The sequence below is a fragment of the Cellulomonas sp. Root137 genome, assembly GCF_001426725.1.
Lineage (GTDB): Bacteria > Actinomycetota > Actinomycetes > Actinomycetales > Cellulomonadaceae > Cellulomonas.
Map to the genome: position 1 here is coordinate 203,332 of NZ_LMFG01000004.1, position 15,113 is coordinate 218,444.

At 73.2% G+C, this 15,113-nt stretch carries 17 protein-coding genes and 1 tRNA gene; 6 read left to right on the plus strand and 12 right to left on the minus strand.

Annotated features, from left to right (window positions below; all coding sequences use genetic code 11):
- Positions 1-3: 3 nt before the first annotated feature.
- The 8 genes from ASD18_RS18460 to ASD18_RS21215 are packed head-to-tail and all read right to left on the minus strand — an operon-like array spanning position 4 to position 7,247.
- A complete protein-coding gene (locus ASD18_RS18460; RefSeq protein WP_056095767.1) occupies positions 4-1,740 on the minus strand; it encodes a phage baseplate assembly protein V in 1,737 nt (578 codons plus the stop codon).
- Positions 1,737-2,420: a hypothetical protein gene (locus ASD18_RS18465; RefSeq protein WP_156388089.1), complete on the minus strand. Its 684-nt coding sequence runs from the start codon at positions 2,418-2,420 to the stop codon at positions 1,737-1,739. Before ASD18_RS18465 ends, ASD18_RS18460 begins: the two co-directional genes overlap by 4 nt.
- Positions 2,420-2,608, minus strand: coding sequence for a hypothetical protein (locus ASD18_RS18470; RefSeq protein WP_056095773.1), 189 nt, complete (start codon positions 2,606-2,608; stop codon positions 2,420-2,422). Before ASD18_RS18470 ends, ASD18_RS18465 begins: the two co-directional genes overlap by 1 nt.
- The gene (locus tag ASD18_RS18475) at positions 2,608-3,075 is read right to left on the minus strand and encodes a phage tail protein (protein ID WP_056095776.1); all 468 of its coding nucleotides are present in this window, start codon (positions 3,073-3,075) and stop codon (positions 2,608-2,610) included. Before ASD18_RS18475 ends, ASD18_RS18470 begins: the two co-directional genes overlap by 1 nt.
- A complete protein-coding gene (locus ASD18_RS18480) occupies positions 3,072-3,527 on the minus strand; it encodes a phage tail protein (RefSeq protein WP_056095779.1) in 456 nt (151 codons plus the stop codon). The genes ASD18_RS18475 and ASD18_RS18480 overlap by 4 nt, the downstream gene beginning before the upstream one ends.
- Before the next feature lie 27 nt (positions 3,528-3,554).
- Entirely contained in the window at positions 3,555-6,113 is a 2,559-nt protein-coding gene (locus tag ASD18_RS18485; protein ID WP_056095782.1) for a phage tail sheath subtilisin-like domain-containing protein, read from the minus strand.
- A gap of 22 nt (positions 6,114-6,135) precedes the next feature.
- Entirely contained in the window at positions 6,136-6,699 is a 564-nt protein-coding gene (locus ASD18_RS18490) for a hypothetical protein (protein ID WP_056095786.1), read from the minus strand.
- On the minus strand, positions 6,696-7,247 hold the full coding sequence (locus ASD18_RS21215) for a Pvc16 family protein (protein ID WP_057208089.1): 552 nt from the start codon (positions 7,245-7,247) through the stop codon (positions 6,696-6,698). Before ASD18_RS21215 ends, ASD18_RS18490 begins: the two co-directional genes overlap by 4 nt.
- A 136-nt stretch (positions 7,248-7,383) precedes the next feature.
- Here ASD18_RS21215 and ASD18_RS21220 point away from each other — a divergent pair, with 136 nt between their 5' ends.
- From ASD18_RS21220 to ASD18_RS18510, 3 genes are all read left to right on the plus strand, one after another.
- On the plus strand, positions 7,384-7,581 hold the full coding sequence (locus tag ASD18_RS21220) for a hypothetical protein (RefSeq protein ID WP_162251767.1): 198 nt from the start codon (positions 7,384-7,386) through the stop codon (positions 7,579-7,581).
- Between the two features lie 45 nt (positions 7,582-7,626).
- The gene (locus tag ASD18_RS18505; RefSeq protein ID WP_056095794.1) at positions 7,627-8,355 is read left to right on the plus strand and encodes a BTAD domain-containing putative transcriptional regulator; all 729 of its coding nucleotides are present in this window, start codon (positions 7,627-7,629) and stop codon (positions 8,353-8,355) included.
- Positions 8,356-8,391: 36 nt separating this feature from the next.
- Positions 8,392-8,465, plus strand: a tRNA-Leu gene (locus ASD18_RS18510).
- 30 nt (positions 8,466-8,495) lie between these two features.
- Here ASD18_RS18510 and ASD18_RS18515 read toward each other — a convergent pair.
- The 4 genes from ASD18_RS18515 to ASD18_RS18530 form a co-directional block, all read right to left on the minus strand.
- Positions 8,496-8,696: a hypothetical protein gene (locus ASD18_RS18515; protein ID WP_156388092.1), complete on the minus strand. Its 201-nt coding sequence runs from the start codon at positions 8,694-8,696 to the stop codon at positions 8,496-8,498.
- Between the two features lie 60 nt (positions 8,697-8,756).
- Positions 8,757-9,617: a siderophore-interacting protein gene (locus tag ASD18_RS18520; protein ID WP_056095799.1), complete on the minus strand. Its 861-nt coding sequence runs from the start codon at positions 9,615-9,617 to the stop codon at positions 8,757-8,759.
- A gap of 114 nt (positions 9,618-9,731) precedes the next feature.
- On the minus strand, positions 9,732-10,601 hold the full coding sequence (locus ASD18_RS18525) for an ABC transporter permease subunit (protein WP_056095802.1): 870 nt from the start codon (positions 10,599-10,601) through the stop codon (positions 9,732-9,734).
- Entirely contained in the window at positions 10,598-11,596 is a 999-nt protein-coding gene (locus ASD18_RS18530) for an ABC transporter ATP-binding protein (RefSeq protein ID WP_056095805.1), read from the minus strand. The genes ASD18_RS18525 and ASD18_RS18530 overlap by 4 nt, the downstream gene beginning before the upstream one ends.
- Before the next feature lie 196 nt (positions 11,597-11,792).
- Between ASD18_RS18530 and ASD18_RS18535 the strand changes: the two genes are divergently transcribed.
- The 3 genes from ASD18_RS18535 to ASD18_RS18545 are packed head-to-tail and all read left to right on the plus strand — an operon-like array spanning position 11,793 to position 15,113.
- Complete coding sequence (locus tag ASD18_RS18535; protein WP_056095807.1) at positions 11,793-12,617, plus strand: Bax inhibitor-1/YccA family protein; 825 nt, start codon at positions 11,793-11,795, stop codon at positions 12,615-12,617.
- 58 nt (positions 12,618-12,675) lie between these two features.
- Positions 12,676-14,061 (plus strand): cystathionine beta-synthase, encoded by a 1,386-nt coding sequence (locus ASD18_RS18540; protein ID WP_056095810.1) that lies wholly within the window; start codon positions 12,676-12,678, stop codon positions 14,059-14,061.
- Positions 14,062-14,093: 32 nt separating this feature from the next.
- Positions 14,094-15,113 carry an acetylxylan esterase gene (locus ASD18_RS18545; protein ID WP_056095813.1) on the plus strand — a complete coding sequence of 340 codons (1,020 nt, stop codon included), beginning with the start codon at positions 14,094-14,096 and terminating at the stop codon, positions 15,111-15,113.

The following is a 15,113-nucleotide window of genomic DNA, read 5'->3' on the forward strand; positions in this document are numbered from 1 at the left end:
CTCTCAGTTGATGTTGACGAGCGCGCCCTTGAGGCCCAACGTCGCCGACGCCGAGACGTCGAACGTCGCCGAGCTCTCGAGCTTCGCCGGACCGGTGGACTTGCCCTCGATGCCACTGGCGTCGAGCTTGACCTTCCCCGAGGTGGCCGACAGGACGATGTCCCCCGTCGCGGCCGTGAGCTCGATGCCGTCGTCGGACAGCCGCAGCGCGTTGCCGGAGTCCCCGTGCGTGAGGGTCACCTCGGAGTCCGACTCGGCGAGGCGCAGGATGTTGCCGGCCGGGGTCTCGATGGTCACCGCGCTCGCGTCGCCGTCCTCGAGCGTGATCCGGTGCCCGTCGGGGCTGACGATCGCGCGGACGAGGTTCTCGTCGTCGCTCACCGTGACCGGGGCGGCCTGCGTGCCGTTGAACAGGGAGCCGAGGACCACGAGGGTCGCGTCGTCCCCGTCCAGCGGGGCCACCAGCACCTCCTGCCCGACGCCCGGGACGAAGACCGTGCCGAAGCCGTCGCCCGCGTCGAGGGTCGACAGGCGTGCCCAGACGCCGTCGCCCGTCTCGCCGCGCCAGGGGAGCCGGACCTGCACGCGGTTCCTGCCGTCCGGGTCCTCGAGGGAGGCCACGATGCCCACGGTGAGCGGTGCGGCCCGGCCGCCCGGCGGGGTCGGCGGGAGCAGCACCGGAGGCCGCCCGACCTGGAGCTCGGTCCGGTAGCCGCGCGCCGAGAGCCGGTGCCGGACCGCCGTCACGTAGTGCGGCCCGGACATGCGCGTCCCGACGCCGGTCACGCTCACCCAGGAGTCGCACCGCAGCGCCGGGTTCCCGACCACCTCGCCGTAGCCGTGGTAGTGCCCGAGGGCGGCGGCGCGCTGGCGTCCGAGCGCGATCGTGTCCACCTGGTCCGCCGCCGCGACCGACGCGCGCGCCGCACGCTCCTCGCGCAGCGGCCAGCCGGCGTCGGAGAGCGCGGTGCCGTGGTCGGCGCGGTCGCCGAGGTCGATCCCGGCCTGAGTCGCCCCCGTCTCGGACTCGAGCGCCTCGAGGGTCTCGACGTCCCAGCCGACGCCGACCACCGGGTCCACCGCGCGCGTGACGTCCTGGGTCAGGTGGAGCTCGGTGACGTTGCGTCCGTACTCCAGCTCGACGGGACCCTCCCGCGCCGCGGGCGGACGGAAGACGAGCGTCGCGTCCCGCACGTACGTGACCCAGCCCAGCTCGGCGGCCCGGGCGGTCAGCAGGTCCCAGTCGCTGCGCCGGTCGCTGACCACCGCGGCGCGGGTCACGCCGGTCTCGGCGTCGACCGTCAGGGAGTAGTCGGCGGCCACCGCGGAGACGACGTCGGCGTCGCTGGCCGCCTCGAGCAGCCGCGACCGCGGCGGGTGCTCGAGCAGGATGGACCGCGACCGCGCCTCCACGCGCAGGACGGGCTGCCCGCCGGCGGGGAAGTGCGTCGTGATCGCGGCCACGACCCCGGCGAACACCGAGGTCAGCTCGGCGTGGTACCCCATGAGCACCTCGACCTCGGCGCCGGGCGCGAAGGGGCCGTCGTCGCTGTGCCGCACCGTGCGGGTGTCGGGGTCCCAGTTCTGCAGCAGCAGGGCGAGCCTCCCGTGGCGTCCCACCTCCTCGGCGACGTCGATCTCCACGACGTCGCGCTGCACCAGCGGCGGCACGGCCGTGCCCCCCACCCGCACCTCGAACTCGGGCCGGTCGGGCGTCGTTGTCGTGCCGTAGCGGCTCATCGCACCGACCCCGCGGCCTTGTCCTTGGGCGGCAGGAGGAGGGTCTGACCCGCCGTGACGCCCCCGGGGTTGCGCAGCCCGTTGGCCGCCGCCAGCGGCCGCCAGAACGCCGGGTCGCCGTAGACGCGGTAGGCGATCGCGTCGAGCCGCTCGCCCTCGGAGACGAGCCAGGTCTGGTACAGGTCCGGGGACTCGCGGCGCTCCTCGGCGGCGATCTCCTGCGGCGCGACGACCTCCTTGAGGGTCAGCTTGACTGTCGCCCGCAGGGGCTCGCCGTCGCGGTCGAACAGCTTGTACGTGACATCGGCCTGCGTGAGCACGCCGCGGAAGTCGAACCGGCCCCAGTACGCGTGGACGTAGTACGGCTGGTGGGTGTCGGACTGGAACTCCGTGAACGCCAGCAGGCCGTCCAGCTTCTCGCCGACCGTCTCCCCGGAGTCGACGACGCCCGAGCCGTCCAGCAGCAGGTCGATCTGGACCTGGTCCGGCTCGCCGCCGCCGTAGGACTGCTGGGGGGCCGACGACCCCGCCGACGGGGTCGACTGGTAGGTGTTCTTGCGGGAGAACGCCAGCTCGGTCGGGTTGAGCAGGGCGCGCCACGGCGGTCCGGCGACCTCCGTGAACTCCTGGTCCCGGTACGGCTCGATGGTGAGCTTGGTGAGCTGCGCGACGTCGAGCATCAGCGGTCCCACTCCCGGCGCAGCACCTCGAGGACGCGCTCGGTGGCGCGCCGCACGACGACGTCCATCGGGTCGTCCGCACCGTCGCTGCCGACCGCTGCCGTGCCCGGGCTGCCGGCCGAGCCGGGCGCGCCGCCGGGCGGGGCGAGGACCACCTCGGTGACGATCTCGGAGATGACGACGGCCATCAGACGCTCACCGCCGCCAGGTGCAGGCCGTGGTGGGCGATCTCCACCGACTCCACGGCGACCGCCGCGGACTGGGCGTCGAGGTCCGGGCCGGTCAGCTTGACCGGCCAGCCGCGGCGGAACACCCACACGCGGACGGGTGCGAGCGCCCCGTCGACGGTGGACATGAGCGAGACCTGCCCGTCCCGCGGCGCCACGCGGCCCGTGACGAGGTACTCCGCGAACCAGTCCCACAGCTCCGTCGACGGCCCGGCGCCCTGCGTGAGCACGAGGTTCGGGAACGATCCGCGCACGGGCAACCGGTGCGCGAACCTGTTCTCCCCGCCCTCGACGTACTCCTCGACCCCGACGTCGCCGGCCAGCCCCGCGCACTTCGAGAAGCTCACCGACGTGAGGCCGTCGACGGCCAGCACGAAGTGCGCCCCGAGGTACGGGAGCGTGGTCGGCGCCGACGTCGGAAGGATCACGGCACCTCGATCGCGATGCCCTCGCAGGCGAACTCGACGGTCTCCACCGCGACGTCCGTCCCCGTGGACTTCAGGCCCGGACCCTCGATCTTGACCGGCCACGCGCCCTGGATCTTCCAGGTCATCACCGGCGTGCGCTCCTCGTTGAGGAGGCTGACCGTGACGTCGCGGCGGGCGACGCTGCCGGCGACGACGGTGTTGAACCACTCGAACAGCCCGTTGCCGGCCTCGGCGGGCATGATGCCGCGCTTGAGCGTGACGTTGCTGAACTTCTTCAGGCCGGGCAGCTTGCGCGTGGAGAGCGCCTTGTCGGCACCCCCGCGGTACTCCACGACCTCGGCCTCCATGGTCAGGCCGCTGACCTCGGAGAAGCTCGAGGTGTTCTGCGAGTCCCCCCAGCTGACCTCGAAGTGCAGGGTCGTCAGGGGGTACGACACGACGGACGGGCTCATCGGATGCTCCTCGTGCTCGGAAGGCCGCTACTCGGACAGCTGCTGGTGGCTGAAGCGGAAGATCACGAACTCGGCGGGCTTCGCGGGCGCGATGGCGACCTCCGTGATGACCAGCCCGAGGTCGATGTCCGTCGCCGTCATGGTCTCGGGGAAGCCGACCCGCACCCGGTACGCCTGCTCGGGGGTGCTCCCCGCCAGAGCGCCGGCGCGCCAGAGCTGGTCGAGGAAGTTCTCCAGCGAGACCTTGATCCGGATCCAGGTGGGCGCCGTGTTCGGCTCGAACACCACCCACTGCGTCCCGGTCTCCACCGAGGTCTCGACGAAGTTGAACAGCCGGCGGACGTTGATGTAGCGCCACGTCGTGTCGTCGGTCGCGTTGCGCGCCCCCCAGATCCGGGTGCCCCGGCCGGGGAACGCCCGGATGAGGTTGACCGAGCCGGGGTTGAGCAGGTCCTGGCGCCGCTGCGTGTACGTCTCGGAGAGCCCGACGATGCCGGCCACCCGCTCGTTGCCCGGCGCCTTGTACACGCCGCGCTCGCGGTCGGTCCGCGCGAACACCCCGGCGACGAAGCCGGACGGCGGCACGGTGCGGAACCGGTCGGAGGACTCGGGGTCGATGTTCACCACCAGCAGGTGCGGGGCGTACAGCGCGGCGTACGTGCTGGACAGAGTGGTGTTGCGCCAGTCGAGCAGGTCGGTGTCCGACGAGAGGTCCGGGGCGTCGACGATCGCGAAGCGCCGGAACTGCTCGCAGTGGGTCACGACCGCGCCCACGAGGTCGGCCTGCAGGAGCGCGTCGGTGAACGTCACGGTGTCCGGGCAGACCACCATCGCCGGCTCGGGCTCGGCCTCCAGCGCCAGCAGGCCGGCCTTGTAGTCGGCGCTGGTCGCCGCGCGGTCCACCCCGGCCTGGGTCGGGACGGCGAACGCGGGGGTGCTGGTCTCGGAGATCACCGGTGCACCGACGGCCCGCGGCGCGACGGTGACGTAGGCCGAGGTGCCGTTCACGACCCCGTCGCGCGCGTAGTACTGCGGGTGCGCCGGGTCGAGGGCGAGGCCCGCGAAGGTCTCGACCGCGGCCCCGTTCTCGGCGACGGTCAACGAGAACCGCAGCGGGAAGAACGCGGTCGAGGTGTACGCCAGCACCGGGAACCGGCCCGGGTCGGAGGCGATGTTCGCGGCGGAGATGTTCGTCGTCGCCGTGAAGCCCAGCACGTAGACCGTGCCGGTCGGGTTGTCCACGGACGCGATCCGCAGGCGGTCGCCGGCGAAGTCGACGAGCTCGCCGACGGCCGGGGGGACGGCGCACTGCACGACGACCCCGTCGGAGGCGTCCGCGGGGAGCAGGAACGTCGCGGTCGTGAAGGTCTGCGGCAGCGCGTCGCCCGCGGTCGTGGCGGTCGCGGCCCCGGTGCGGGTGACCGTCGTGGTCTGCGCGCCGTTGGTCAGCCGGATCGCCGTGCCGACGGGCAGGAAGCTGAACCGGGACAGCACGTCCGCGACCGTCGTCGCCACCAGGTTGACCGCCTCGGTGTAGACGGCGACCCGGACCTGCGCGTCGATGTCCACCGTGCCGGCCGGCGCGTTCTGGCCACCCGGCATCGCGAAGCTCGACCCGCTGAACGCCGCCACCGAGCCGGTGGAGACGGTCGCCCGGGCGTTGGCCATCTGGCTGTCCGCGTTGATCGGCACCAGGGACGGGTGGACCTGCCAGGTGACCTGGCCGAGCGAGAACGTCGGCGCGCCGCCGGCGATCGTGCCGCGGAAGCGGGCGAACCGCCGGGCGACACCTGCCCCGGGCAGTGCCGCCCCGAGCGGCGCGGCCAGCGTGATCACCAGGCGCGGACCCGACCGCACGGCGGTGGCGACGAGTGCGGTGACCCGCGACCCGTCGGCGCGCTGCGCGACCAGCAGGTCACCGGGCTTGATGCCCGACCCCGCGGCCAGCGCGACGGTGGTCAGGGACCCGGTGCGCCCGGCGACGACGTCGCCCGCGACCAGCGCGATCGCGGCCGCCGCGGTCACGTTCACGGCCGTCTCGCTCACGGTGTTCACCACGGCGTCGGCGCTGGTCCCGGCCGCGTTGAGCAGCACCACGGCGTCGCCCGCGGACAGGCCGCCCGAGCTGGTGACCGGGATGTCGATCGTGCCGGCGGGCACCGCGACCGTGCCGCTCACCGCGGCGCGGGCCATCGAGCCGGCGCCACCGGTGGTGTCCGGCGCGACCGTGAGGGAGACCCCGTTCGCCCACGCGCCGGGCGAGGTCGCCGTCGCGGTGAACGAGAGCGCGGGCGTCGAGTCGTTGACGTCCCACGCGGCGGCGACCGAGGGGTCGACGCGGACCACCCACGCGGCCGGGCCGCCGTTCTCGAAGAACCCGTACACGGCCTCTGCGGAGTACCCGGCCGCGTGGGCGGGCCCGAAGGTGCGGACGAAGTCCGACCACCCGGTGACCCGGGTGGGGGTGAGCAGCGGGCCCTTGCGCAGGGCGCCGACGACGGCGACGACAGAGGTCGATGCGGCGGCGATCGGCTGGGGTCCCGACGGGACCTCTTCGATGTAGACGCCGGGTGATTGGTACGTCACGGTGCCCTCCCTGGGTCGTGAGTCAGGTCGTGTCGACGAGTCGGACGCGCGTGGCGGACCGGGAGTGGTCCACGGCGAGCTGGCGGAGCAGGTCACCGTCGACCAGCAGGTCGAGCGGCGTGAAGGCGGCGGTCCAGACGACGGGACCGGAGCCGTAGACGCCCGGATCGGTCTCCGGGAGCGCGATGGTGGGCCGCGGCGTGGGGCCCGAGGTGGCGCGGGCCACGACCGCCCGGCCCGTGCGGGGGGCGCCCGTGCCGGGCGTGGTCAGCTCGACGTCGAGCGTCATCGCGACGGGCGCGACGTCGACCGTGATCTCGGCGGCCGTGAGCGGGACGTCGACGGTCGGCGTCGCCAGCAGCGCGGCCGTGCGCAGGTCGCCGACCGAGACCGTGATGACCGGGTCCGCGGCGGGCACGGGCGTGCCGTCGCGGGTGGTGACCACGACGTCGGCACCACGGACGCGCATCGTCCATCCGGACGGCAGCTCGCCGGACGCGCGCACCGGCTCGATCGCCTCGCCCGTGGCGGCATGCCGCAGGTGCACCACGTGGGCGAGCCGGACGGTCGTGGTCGTGAGGGTCACGGCGCACCCACGTAGTCGATCCGGTGGGTCCGCACCGAGCCCGCACCGTCGTGGGCGAGGAGGTCCACGGGGGCGACGTCGACGTCGTAGAAGAGCGCCAGCCGCGCGGACCGGCCGAGCGCGCCCCACACCTGGTTGCGCTCGTCGGCGGTGGTCGTGACCAGGCGGACGGTCAGTGTCGCGGCCTCCTGGGCCAGCGCCGGGGACATCTGGGCGGGCCCGATGATCGGCGTCGTGTGGAACACCGCGACGACGCGCGCCAGCCGGGACTGGGCCTCGTCGTGTGCCCCGACGTAGGTGACGAGGTAGTGCAGCCGGAGGGCGAGCGGGGCGCGGACGTGCCCGGTCGGGGAGGACACCAGCGGCCGGTTGACCAGGTGCGGGTGCTCCTCGACCGCGTACAGGGCGAGCGCGAGCCGGCGGACCGTCGGGTCCGCGTCGGCGGCCGACAGCGAGGAGAGGTCCACCCACGACTCGAGGTCGGGCGTGGCCTGCTCGATGACGTCGACGAGGGTCTCGGAGACCTCCCGGATCATGCTGCCCCCCACGGCTCGGATCGTGAGCGCCATCGTCGACGCCGGCCGTGACCGCTCCGTCACCGTCGCGTCGTGCTCCCGTCGCGGCGTCGCGACGGTGACGGAGCCGTGTCTGTGCGGCGACGTGCGGGACCTACCGTCACGTGCCGTGGCAGGCGGCGAGCGGCGCTCGGGGGTGCTGCTGGTCCGCGCCTGGGTGCAGAACGGGACGGTGGTGGCCCGGCTGCGCTGGTCGTCCCCCGAGGGGTCCGAGGAGCTCGTCGCCGCGGGGCCCGACCAGGTGCGGGCGGGCGTGGACCTGTTCCTCGCCCGGCTGGCCGGGACGGACGCCGAGGAGGGCCTGTGATGCACCGGTGACGTCCGCGAGACGCGGGCGCCGCAGGCTGCGGACATGACCGCGGTGTCGGAAGGACCCACCCTCGGCTCGCCGGTGCGGCTGCGGCTGCTCGGCGGCTTCGAGCTCACCGTCGACGGCCGGGCGTGGGAGCTCCCGCCCGCGGCCGCCCGGCTCGTCGCCTTCCTCGGGCTGCACGAGCGCCCGCTGGTGCGGTCCCACGTGGCGGGCGTGCTCTGGGGCGACCGGACGGAGGACCGGGCCGGCGCGTGCCTGCGCTCGGCGATCTGGCGGGCGAACGCCGGAGGGCACGTGATCCACGCGGGCAGGTCCCGGATCGGCCTCGCGCCGTCGTCCGTGGACGCCCGGGAGGCGGCCGTCGCCGCGCACGCGCAGCTGGTCGGCGGCGAGCCGGTGGCGCCCGAGGTGCTCAGCGGTGAGCTGCTGCCCGGCTGGTACGACGACTGGGTGGTCGTCGAGCGGGAGCGGCTGCGCCAGCTGTCGCTGGAGGCGATGGAGCAGATGGCCCAGACCCTGCTCGAGGCGGGGCAGTGGCGCCGGGCGATCGAGGCGGCGCTCGCGGTGGTGACGATCGAGCCGTTGCGGGAGTCCGCCCACCGCATGCTCGTCGAGGCGCACGTCGGTGCCGGCAACCGGGCGCAGGCCCTGCGTCAGTTCGGGCGGTGCCGCGACCTGCTGGCGCGCGAGCTGGGCCTGGCGCCCGGGAGCGCACTGGTCGCGGCGGCGGCGCTGGCACAGGGCGGCCCGGTCGCGACGACGGCGTGACGGGGCGCGTCGTCGGCCCTGGCAGGATGTGGCGCGGCCCCCGTAGCCCAACTGGCAGAGGCAGCCGGCTTAAACCCGGCACAGTCCGGGTTCGACCCCCGGCGGGGGCACGATCGCGACGGAGCGATCGAGCGTGGGCCTCAGTAGCGCGCGGTGCCCCGCTCGTTGTCGAAGATCGAGCGGCAGCCGGGGCACTCGCCACCGTCGGGGCCGTCGTCCTCGGGGAACTTGGTGGTCGGCGTCACGAACACGCCGCAGATGCTCATGCCGTCCCGGAAGAAGTGCTGCTGCTTGTCGTTCTGGGTGAGTCGCAGCCAGCCCTCGGGAAACGTCGTCTGCATGGTGTCCATCGTCTCGCCGGGATCGGCGGCGGGGGCATGACGAAAGGCCCGACTCGTCCGTCAGGCGAGGCCTTCGGCCGCCTCCGCCTGCTCGATCGTCGCCAGCCAGTCCCGCTTGGTGGCGCGCCAGCCCTCGTCGTCGGTGCCCAGGCGCCAGTAGCCCGAGACCGACAGCTGCTCCCGGCCGACCCCGCGGTCGGCGCGCACGTGCCGGCGCAGCTCGCGGACCACCCCGGCCTCGCCGTGCACGAAGGCGCTCACCGGCGCGGGGAGCTCCGGGAGGGCGACGACGGTGTCGACGAGGGCCAGGCCGGCCACCGCGACACCCTGGTGGACCCAGAGGACCTGGACGCCCGCGGGCCGGGCCAGCGGGATCTCGTCCTCGGGACCGTGCACCTCGATCACGGCGTGCCCGACGGCGTCGGCGGGGAGCCGCTCGAGCGCGACGGCGATGGCCGGCAGGGCGCTCGCGTCGCCGGCGAACAGGTACGACGCCGCGTCCGGGTCGGGGGACCACGCGCCGCCGGGGCCGCTGAGCAGCACCTCGTCGCCGGGCTGCGCGCCCGCCGACCACGGCCCGGCGATCCCCTCGTCGCCGTGGACCACGAAGTCGAGCGTGAGCTCACCGGCCACCGGGTCGAACGCGCGGACCGTGTAGGAGCGCTGGCGGGGCTGGTCCTCGGGCGGGAGGCTCGCGCGCACGGCGTCCAGGTCGAGCCGGCCGTCCTGCCGGAGCGGTCGGGGGGCGCCCTCCGGGAGGAAGAGCACCTTGACGTAGGAGTCGGCGTGCGGCGACGGCGTGAAGGCGGCCAGATTGGGGCCGCCGACGACCACCCGCACCATGGTCGCGGCGATGCGCTCGGTCCGGACCACCTGCGCCACGAGCGGTGCGGGGCGGGGGCGGGCCGGTGCGTCGGTCATCGAGGTCCTTCGTCGGGGGGCGGGTGTGCGGCCGCCCACGCTAGCCGAGCCTGCTGTCGAGCATGACAGCGGGGACGGTCCCCCTCCGGACCGTCCCCGCCGCGGACCCATGGGTCAGGCGTCGCGCCTCTTGAGCAGCACGGCAGCCACCCCGAGAACGACGACGATCCAGAGGACGAGAACCCCGTAGCCCTGCCAGGCCGTCAGGTCCACACCGACGTCGCTGAACGCGGCGGCGGCCTCGAGCTGCTCGGTCGTCTGCGTGAACTGCTGGCCGGCCACACCCGGCAGGAACGGGTTGGCGTACTGCAGCGGCTTCCACGGGATCGCGCTGAACAGGATCGGTGCCACGAGCAGGAGCCCGAGGACGGTCGCGAGGGCAGCCGCCGAGTGACGCAGGAGCGCACCGAGTGCGTACGAGAACAGCGCGATCGTCGCCAGGTACACGGCGGTGCCGACCAGCGGCCGGATCATCTCCGGGTCGGTCACGTCGATCGAGAAGTCCTTGCTGTCGAAGAACAGCCACTGGAGCAGCACCGAGAGTGCGACGGCCACGAGGGCCACGCCGAAGACCGAGACCACCAGCACGATCGCCTTGGACCAGAGCATCGGCAGCCGCTTGGGCGCGGCCGTCAGGCTGGACCGGATCATGCCGGTGCTGTACTCGCTGGTGATGGTCAGCGCACCCAGCACGGCGAGAGCCAGCTGGGCGAGCGTCACGGCGATGCTCAGCGGGTCGAGCGGGTTGCCCGCGGTGCCCTCCGGCGGGCCGCCCTCCGCCGGGCTGGGCACGTTCACGAAGGCCAGGCTGATCAGGACGACCAGCCCGACAGTGGCGATCAGGAAGATCGAGAGCGTCCACGTGGTGGAGCGCACGGACCAGAACTTGATCCACTCGCCGCGCAGCAGGTGACCGAAGCTCAGCTTGTAGCTGGTCGGGGCGGTGGCGTGGCGGTGGGGCTCGGTGGCGACGGCGGTGCTCATCGGGCGTCCTCTCCGGTGGTCGGGGCGGCTGCTGCCGGGTCAGGCACGGCCGCGTGGGCGCCCGTCGACCGGGACGGCTCGCCGGGCAGGGCGGCCGAGTGGTACTCGACGGACTCGGACGTCAGGGACATGTAGGCGTCCTCGAGGGAGCCGGTCAGCGGGGTCAGCTCGTGCAGGACGATGGCCGACCGCGCGGCGATCTCACCCACCTCGGCCGCGGTGGCGCCGTGCACCTCGAGCAGGCCCTCCTCGCCGGGCGTCACAGTGATCGCCGGGCCCGCCAGGCGCGCCGCGAGGTCGGAGGCCTGCGGCGACCGGACGCGGACGGTGGCCTTGGTGGCCTGCGAGATCACCGTGTCGACGGGGCCGTCGGCGATGATCTTGCCGCGGCCGATGACGATCAGGTGGTCGGCCGTGACGGCCATCTCGCTCATCAGGTGCGAGGACAGGAAGACCGTGCGGCCCTCGGAGGCGGCCAGGTACTTGACCAGGTTGCGGACCCACAGGACGCCCTCGGGGTCGAGCCCGTTGACCGGCTCGTCGAGGATCAGCGTCTGGGGGTCGCCCACCAGGGCGGCCGCGATGCCGAGGCGCTGGCCCATGCCGAGCGAGAACCCGCCGACCCGGCGCTTGGCGACGGTGTCGAGCCCGGTCATGGAGATGACCTCGTTCACGCGCTTGTCGCCGATGCCGTGCGTCGCCGCGATCGCGCGCAGGTGGTTGCGCGCGCTGCGACCGGTGTGGACCGCCTTGGCCTCGAGGAGCGCTCCCACCTCGGTGAGGGGGGAGCGGTGCTCGGCGTAGGGGCGACCGTTCACCGTCACTGTGCCGCGCGTGGGCCGGTCGAGGCCCATGATCATCCGCATCGTCGTCGACTTCCCGGCGCCGTTGGGGCCCAGGAAGCCGGTGACCCGTCCGGGCTGCACCGTGAACGAGATCCCGTCCACCGCCAGCTTGGTGCCATATCTCTTCGTCAGGTCGTGGGCCTCGATCATCGCTTGTCCTCGTCGTCGGGAGTGGAGCCGTGACGACCCTAGGGGTGCGCCGCAACCACATACATCGGACCATGGGGGGATCGCGGCCCAGCCGAAAGGCCGAGGTGGGAAAGACCCGGGAACGAACGCGCCCCTGTCCGCGTTCGCTACGGTGACAGCCTTGTCTGACAGCGCCCGATCCGTCCAGGAGGACGCCATGGCCAATCCGATCTTCAACAACAGTCCGGTCTTCCAGGACCCCGTCCAGCGCCGGGGCCAGAAGTCGCCCGCGTCGACGGTCTCCTACGGCACCGCCGGCGCCCAGGTGGCCGACGCCGCCACCCTCGACCAGATGTACGACGCCCCCGCTGCGACGACGCGCGAGACGGGCCGCCTGACGTACGACGACGTCATCATGAAGACCGCGGGCCTGCTGGCCGTGCTGGTCGTCACCGGTGCGGCCACCTGGGTGCTCGCGCCCGGGCTGTGGATCGTCGGCGCGATCGTCGGCCTGGTCCTCGGCCTGGTCAACGCGTTCAAGAAGGAGCCGAGCCCGCCGCTCATCGTGCTGTACGCCGCCGCGCAGGGCGTGTTCCTCGGTGGCATCAGCCAGTTCTACGAGTCGTTCTACAACGGCATCGTCGGGCAGGCCGTGCTGGCCACGCTGTCGGTGTTCGCGGTGTCGCTCTTCCTGTTCAAGTCCGGCAAGGTCCGGGTCACGCCGAAGTTCCAGCGCACCCTGCTCATCGCGATGGTCGGCTACCTCGTGTTCTCCCTGATCAACCTCGGTCTCATGCTGTTCGGGGTCGGCGGGGGCGACTACGGCCCGCTGCGGTCCGGGTGGCTCGGCGTCGCCGTCGGTCTCATCGCCGTGGTGCTCGCGGCCGCCATGCTCATCGTCGACTTCGACTCCATCAAGCGTGGCGTGGAGGCCGGTGTGCCGGCCAAGCTCGCGTGGACGGCGGCCTTCGGCCTCGTCGTGACGCTGGTCTGGCTGTACCTGGAGCTGCTGCGGATCTTCGCGATCCTGCGTGGCGACTGACCCCGGCCTGAACTGACTGACGTCGGCCCGACCCCGCCACCCATGGGAGCGCAGGACAGTGAAGTACGCGAAGCACATCTCGGAGCTCGTCGGCGGCACCCCGCTGGTCCAGCTCACGTCCGTGACGGTCGGCCTGACGGCGACGATCCTCGCCAAGGTCGAGTACATGAACCCCGGCGGCTCGGTGAAGGACCGGATCGCGCTGAAGATGATCGAGGCCGCGGAGGCGAGCGGAGAGCTCCGGCCCGGCGGGACGATCGTCGAGCCGACCAGCGGGAACACCGGCGTCGGGCTGGCCCTCGTCGCCCAGCGCAAGGGCTACCGCTGCGTGTTCGTCTGCCCGGACAAGGTCAGCCAGGACAAGCGCGACGTGCTGCGGGCCTACGGGGCGGAGGTCATCGTGACCCCGACCGCCGTGGCCCCCGACCACCCGAACTCGTACTACTCGGTGTCCGACCGGCTCGCGCGCGAGATCCCGGGCGGCTGGAAGCCGAACCAGTACGCCAACCCGAACGGTCCCGCCAGCCACTACGAGTCGACCGGCCCCGAGATCTGGGCAGACACCGACGGGCGCGTCACGCACCTGGTCGCGGGCGTCGGCACCGGCGGCACGATCACGGGCACGGGGCGCTACCTGCACGACGTCTCCGAGGGCCGCGTCTGGGTGATCGGCGCCGACCCCGCCGGCTCGGTGTACTCCGGCGGCGACGGGCGGCCGTACCTGGTCGAGGGCGTCGGCGAGGACTTCTGGCCGACCGCCTACGACCCGACGGTCCCGGACGAGATCATCGCCGTGTCCGACGCCGACTCCTTCGCGATGACGCGGCGGCTGGCGCGCGAGGAGGGGCTGCTGGTCGGCGGCTCGTGCGGCATGGCGGTCGAGGCGACCCTGCGGTACGCCCGGCGGCTGCAGGAGGAGGACCCGGAGGCCGCGGCTTCCGCGGTGATCGTCGTGCTCCTGCCCGACAGCGGGCGCGGCTACCTGTCCAAGATCTTCAACGACTCGTGGATGCGGTCGTACGGGTTCCTGGCCGCCGACGAGGGCGCCACGGTGGCCGACGTGTTGCGTACCAAGACCGGCGAGCTGCCCGACCTGGTGCACACCCACCCCAACGAGACCGTGCGCGACGCCATCTCGATCCTGCACGAGTACGGCGTCTCGCAGATGCCCGTGGTCGGTGCGGAGCCGCCCGTGAAGATCGGCGAGGTGGCCGGTGCGGTCAGCGAGCGCGAGCTGCTGGACGCGGTGTTCTCGGGCGAGGCGGAGCTGTCCGACCGCGTGGACCGGCACATGTCCTCGGCGCTGCCGCTGATCGGCTCCGGGGAGAGCGTGGAGTCGGCGCGGTCGGCCCTGCAGAAGGCGGACGCGCTCATGGTGGTCGACGACGGGTCGCCCGTCGGCGTGCTCACGCGGCACGACCTGCTCGGGTTCCTCGCGCGGTAGATTGCGCTTTCCGGCCCACGCGAAGGAGCACGATGGCCCTGTTCGACCTGCCCTTGTCCGAGCTCGAGCGGTACCTGCCCGAGCTGGACGAGCCGGAGGACTTCGACGCGTTCTGGGCCGACACGCTGGCGGAGGCGAGGACGTTCGACCTGGGCCTGACCGTGGTGCCCGTGGACACCGGGCTGACGGTGATCGAGGCGTTCGACCTGACGTTCTCCGGGTTCGGCGGGCACCCGATCAAGGCGTGGGTGACCCGGCCGGCGGGGGTGGCCGGGGACCTGCCCGCGGTGGTCGAGCTCATCGGGTACGGCGGCGGGCGGGGGTTCGCGCACGAGCGCCTGGCCTGGGCCGCTGCCGGGTACGTGCACCTGGTGATGGACACGCGGGGGCAGGGCTCCACCTGGGGCAACGGCGGGCACACGCCGGACCCGGCGGGGTCGGGGCCGGCGTCGCCGGGGGTGATGACGCGCGGGGTCCTCGACCCGCGTGAGCACTACTACCGGCGGCTCATCACGGACGGCGTGCGGGCGGTCGACGCGGTGCGGGCGCTGCCCGGGGTCGACGCGTCGCGGGTGGCCGTGGCGGGGATCAGCCAGGGCGGGGGACTGGCGCTCGCGGTCGGCGGGCTGGCCGACGGGATCGTCGCCGTCATGCCGGACGTCCCGTTCCTGTGCCACTACCCGCGGGCGCTGGCGATCACCGACGCGTTCCCGTACGGCGAGCTCGTGCAGTACCTCGCGGTGCACCGCGACCAGGAGGCGACCGTGCTGCGGACCATGTCGTACCTGGACGGGGTGCACTTCGCGCGGCGGGCGTCGGCTCCCGCCCTGTTCTCCGTCGCGCTGCGCGACCAGACCTGCCCGCCGTCGACGGTGTTCGCCGCGTACAACCACTACGCGGGCCTGGCGGCCGTCCGGCCGCAGACCGAGATCGAGGTCTACGCCTACAACCAGCACGAGGGCGGCCAGGCGTTCCAGCTCGACCGCCAGCTGCGCTGGCTGCGCGGGGTGCTGGCAGCCGAACCCGCACCGGTCGTCGCCGGGGTGGGCTGA

Excerpts from the sequence above, each read along its gene's own strand:
- ASD18_RS18460 (WP_056095767.1), bottom strand. The coding sequence starts at position 1,740 with ATGAGCCGCTACGGCACGACAACGACGCCCGACCGGCCCGAGTTCGAG.
- ASD18_RS18480 (WP_056095779.1), bottom strand. The coding sequence starts at position 3,527 with ATGAGCCCGTCCGTCGTGTCGTACCCCCTGACGACCCTGCACTTCGAG.
- ASD18_RS18535 (WP_056095807.1), top strand. The coding sequence starts at position 11,793 with ATGGCCAATCCGATCTTCAACAACAGTCCGGTCTTCCAGGACCCCGTC.
- ASD18_RS18470 (WP_056095773.1), bottom strand. The coding sequence starts at position 2,608 with ATGGCCGTCGTCATCTCCGAGATCGTCACCGAGGTGGTCCTCGCCCCG.
- ASD18_RS18530 (WP_056095805.1), bottom strand. The coding sequence starts at position 11,596 with ATGATCGAGGCCCACGACCTGACGAAGAGATATGGCACCAAGCTGGCG.
- ASD18_RS18525 (WP_056095802.1), bottom strand. The coding sequence starts at position 10,601 with ATGAGCACCGCCGTCGCCACCGAGCCCCACCGCCACGCCACCGCCCCG.
- ASD18_RS18505 (WP_056095794.1), top strand. The coding sequence starts at position 7,627 with ATGACCGCGGTGTCGGAAGGACCCACCCTCGGCTCGCCGGTGCGGCTG.
- ASD18_RS18465 (WP_156388089.1), bottom strand. The coding sequence starts at position 2,420 with ATGCTCGACGTCGCGCAGCTCACCAAGCTCACCATCGAGCCGTACCGG.
- ASD18_RS18520 (WP_056095799.1), bottom strand. The coding sequence starts at position 9,617 with ATGACCGACGCACCGGCCCGCCCCCGCCCCGCACCGCTCGTGGCGCAG.
- ASD18_RS18515 (WP_156388092.1), bottom strand. The coding sequence starts at position 8,696 with ATGCAGACGACGTTTCCCGAGGGCTGGCTGCGACTCACCCAGAACGAC.
- ASD18_RS18545 (WP_056095813.1), top strand. The coding sequence starts at position 14,094 with ATGGCCCTGTTCGACCTGCCCTTGTCCGAGCTCGAGCGGTACCTGCCC.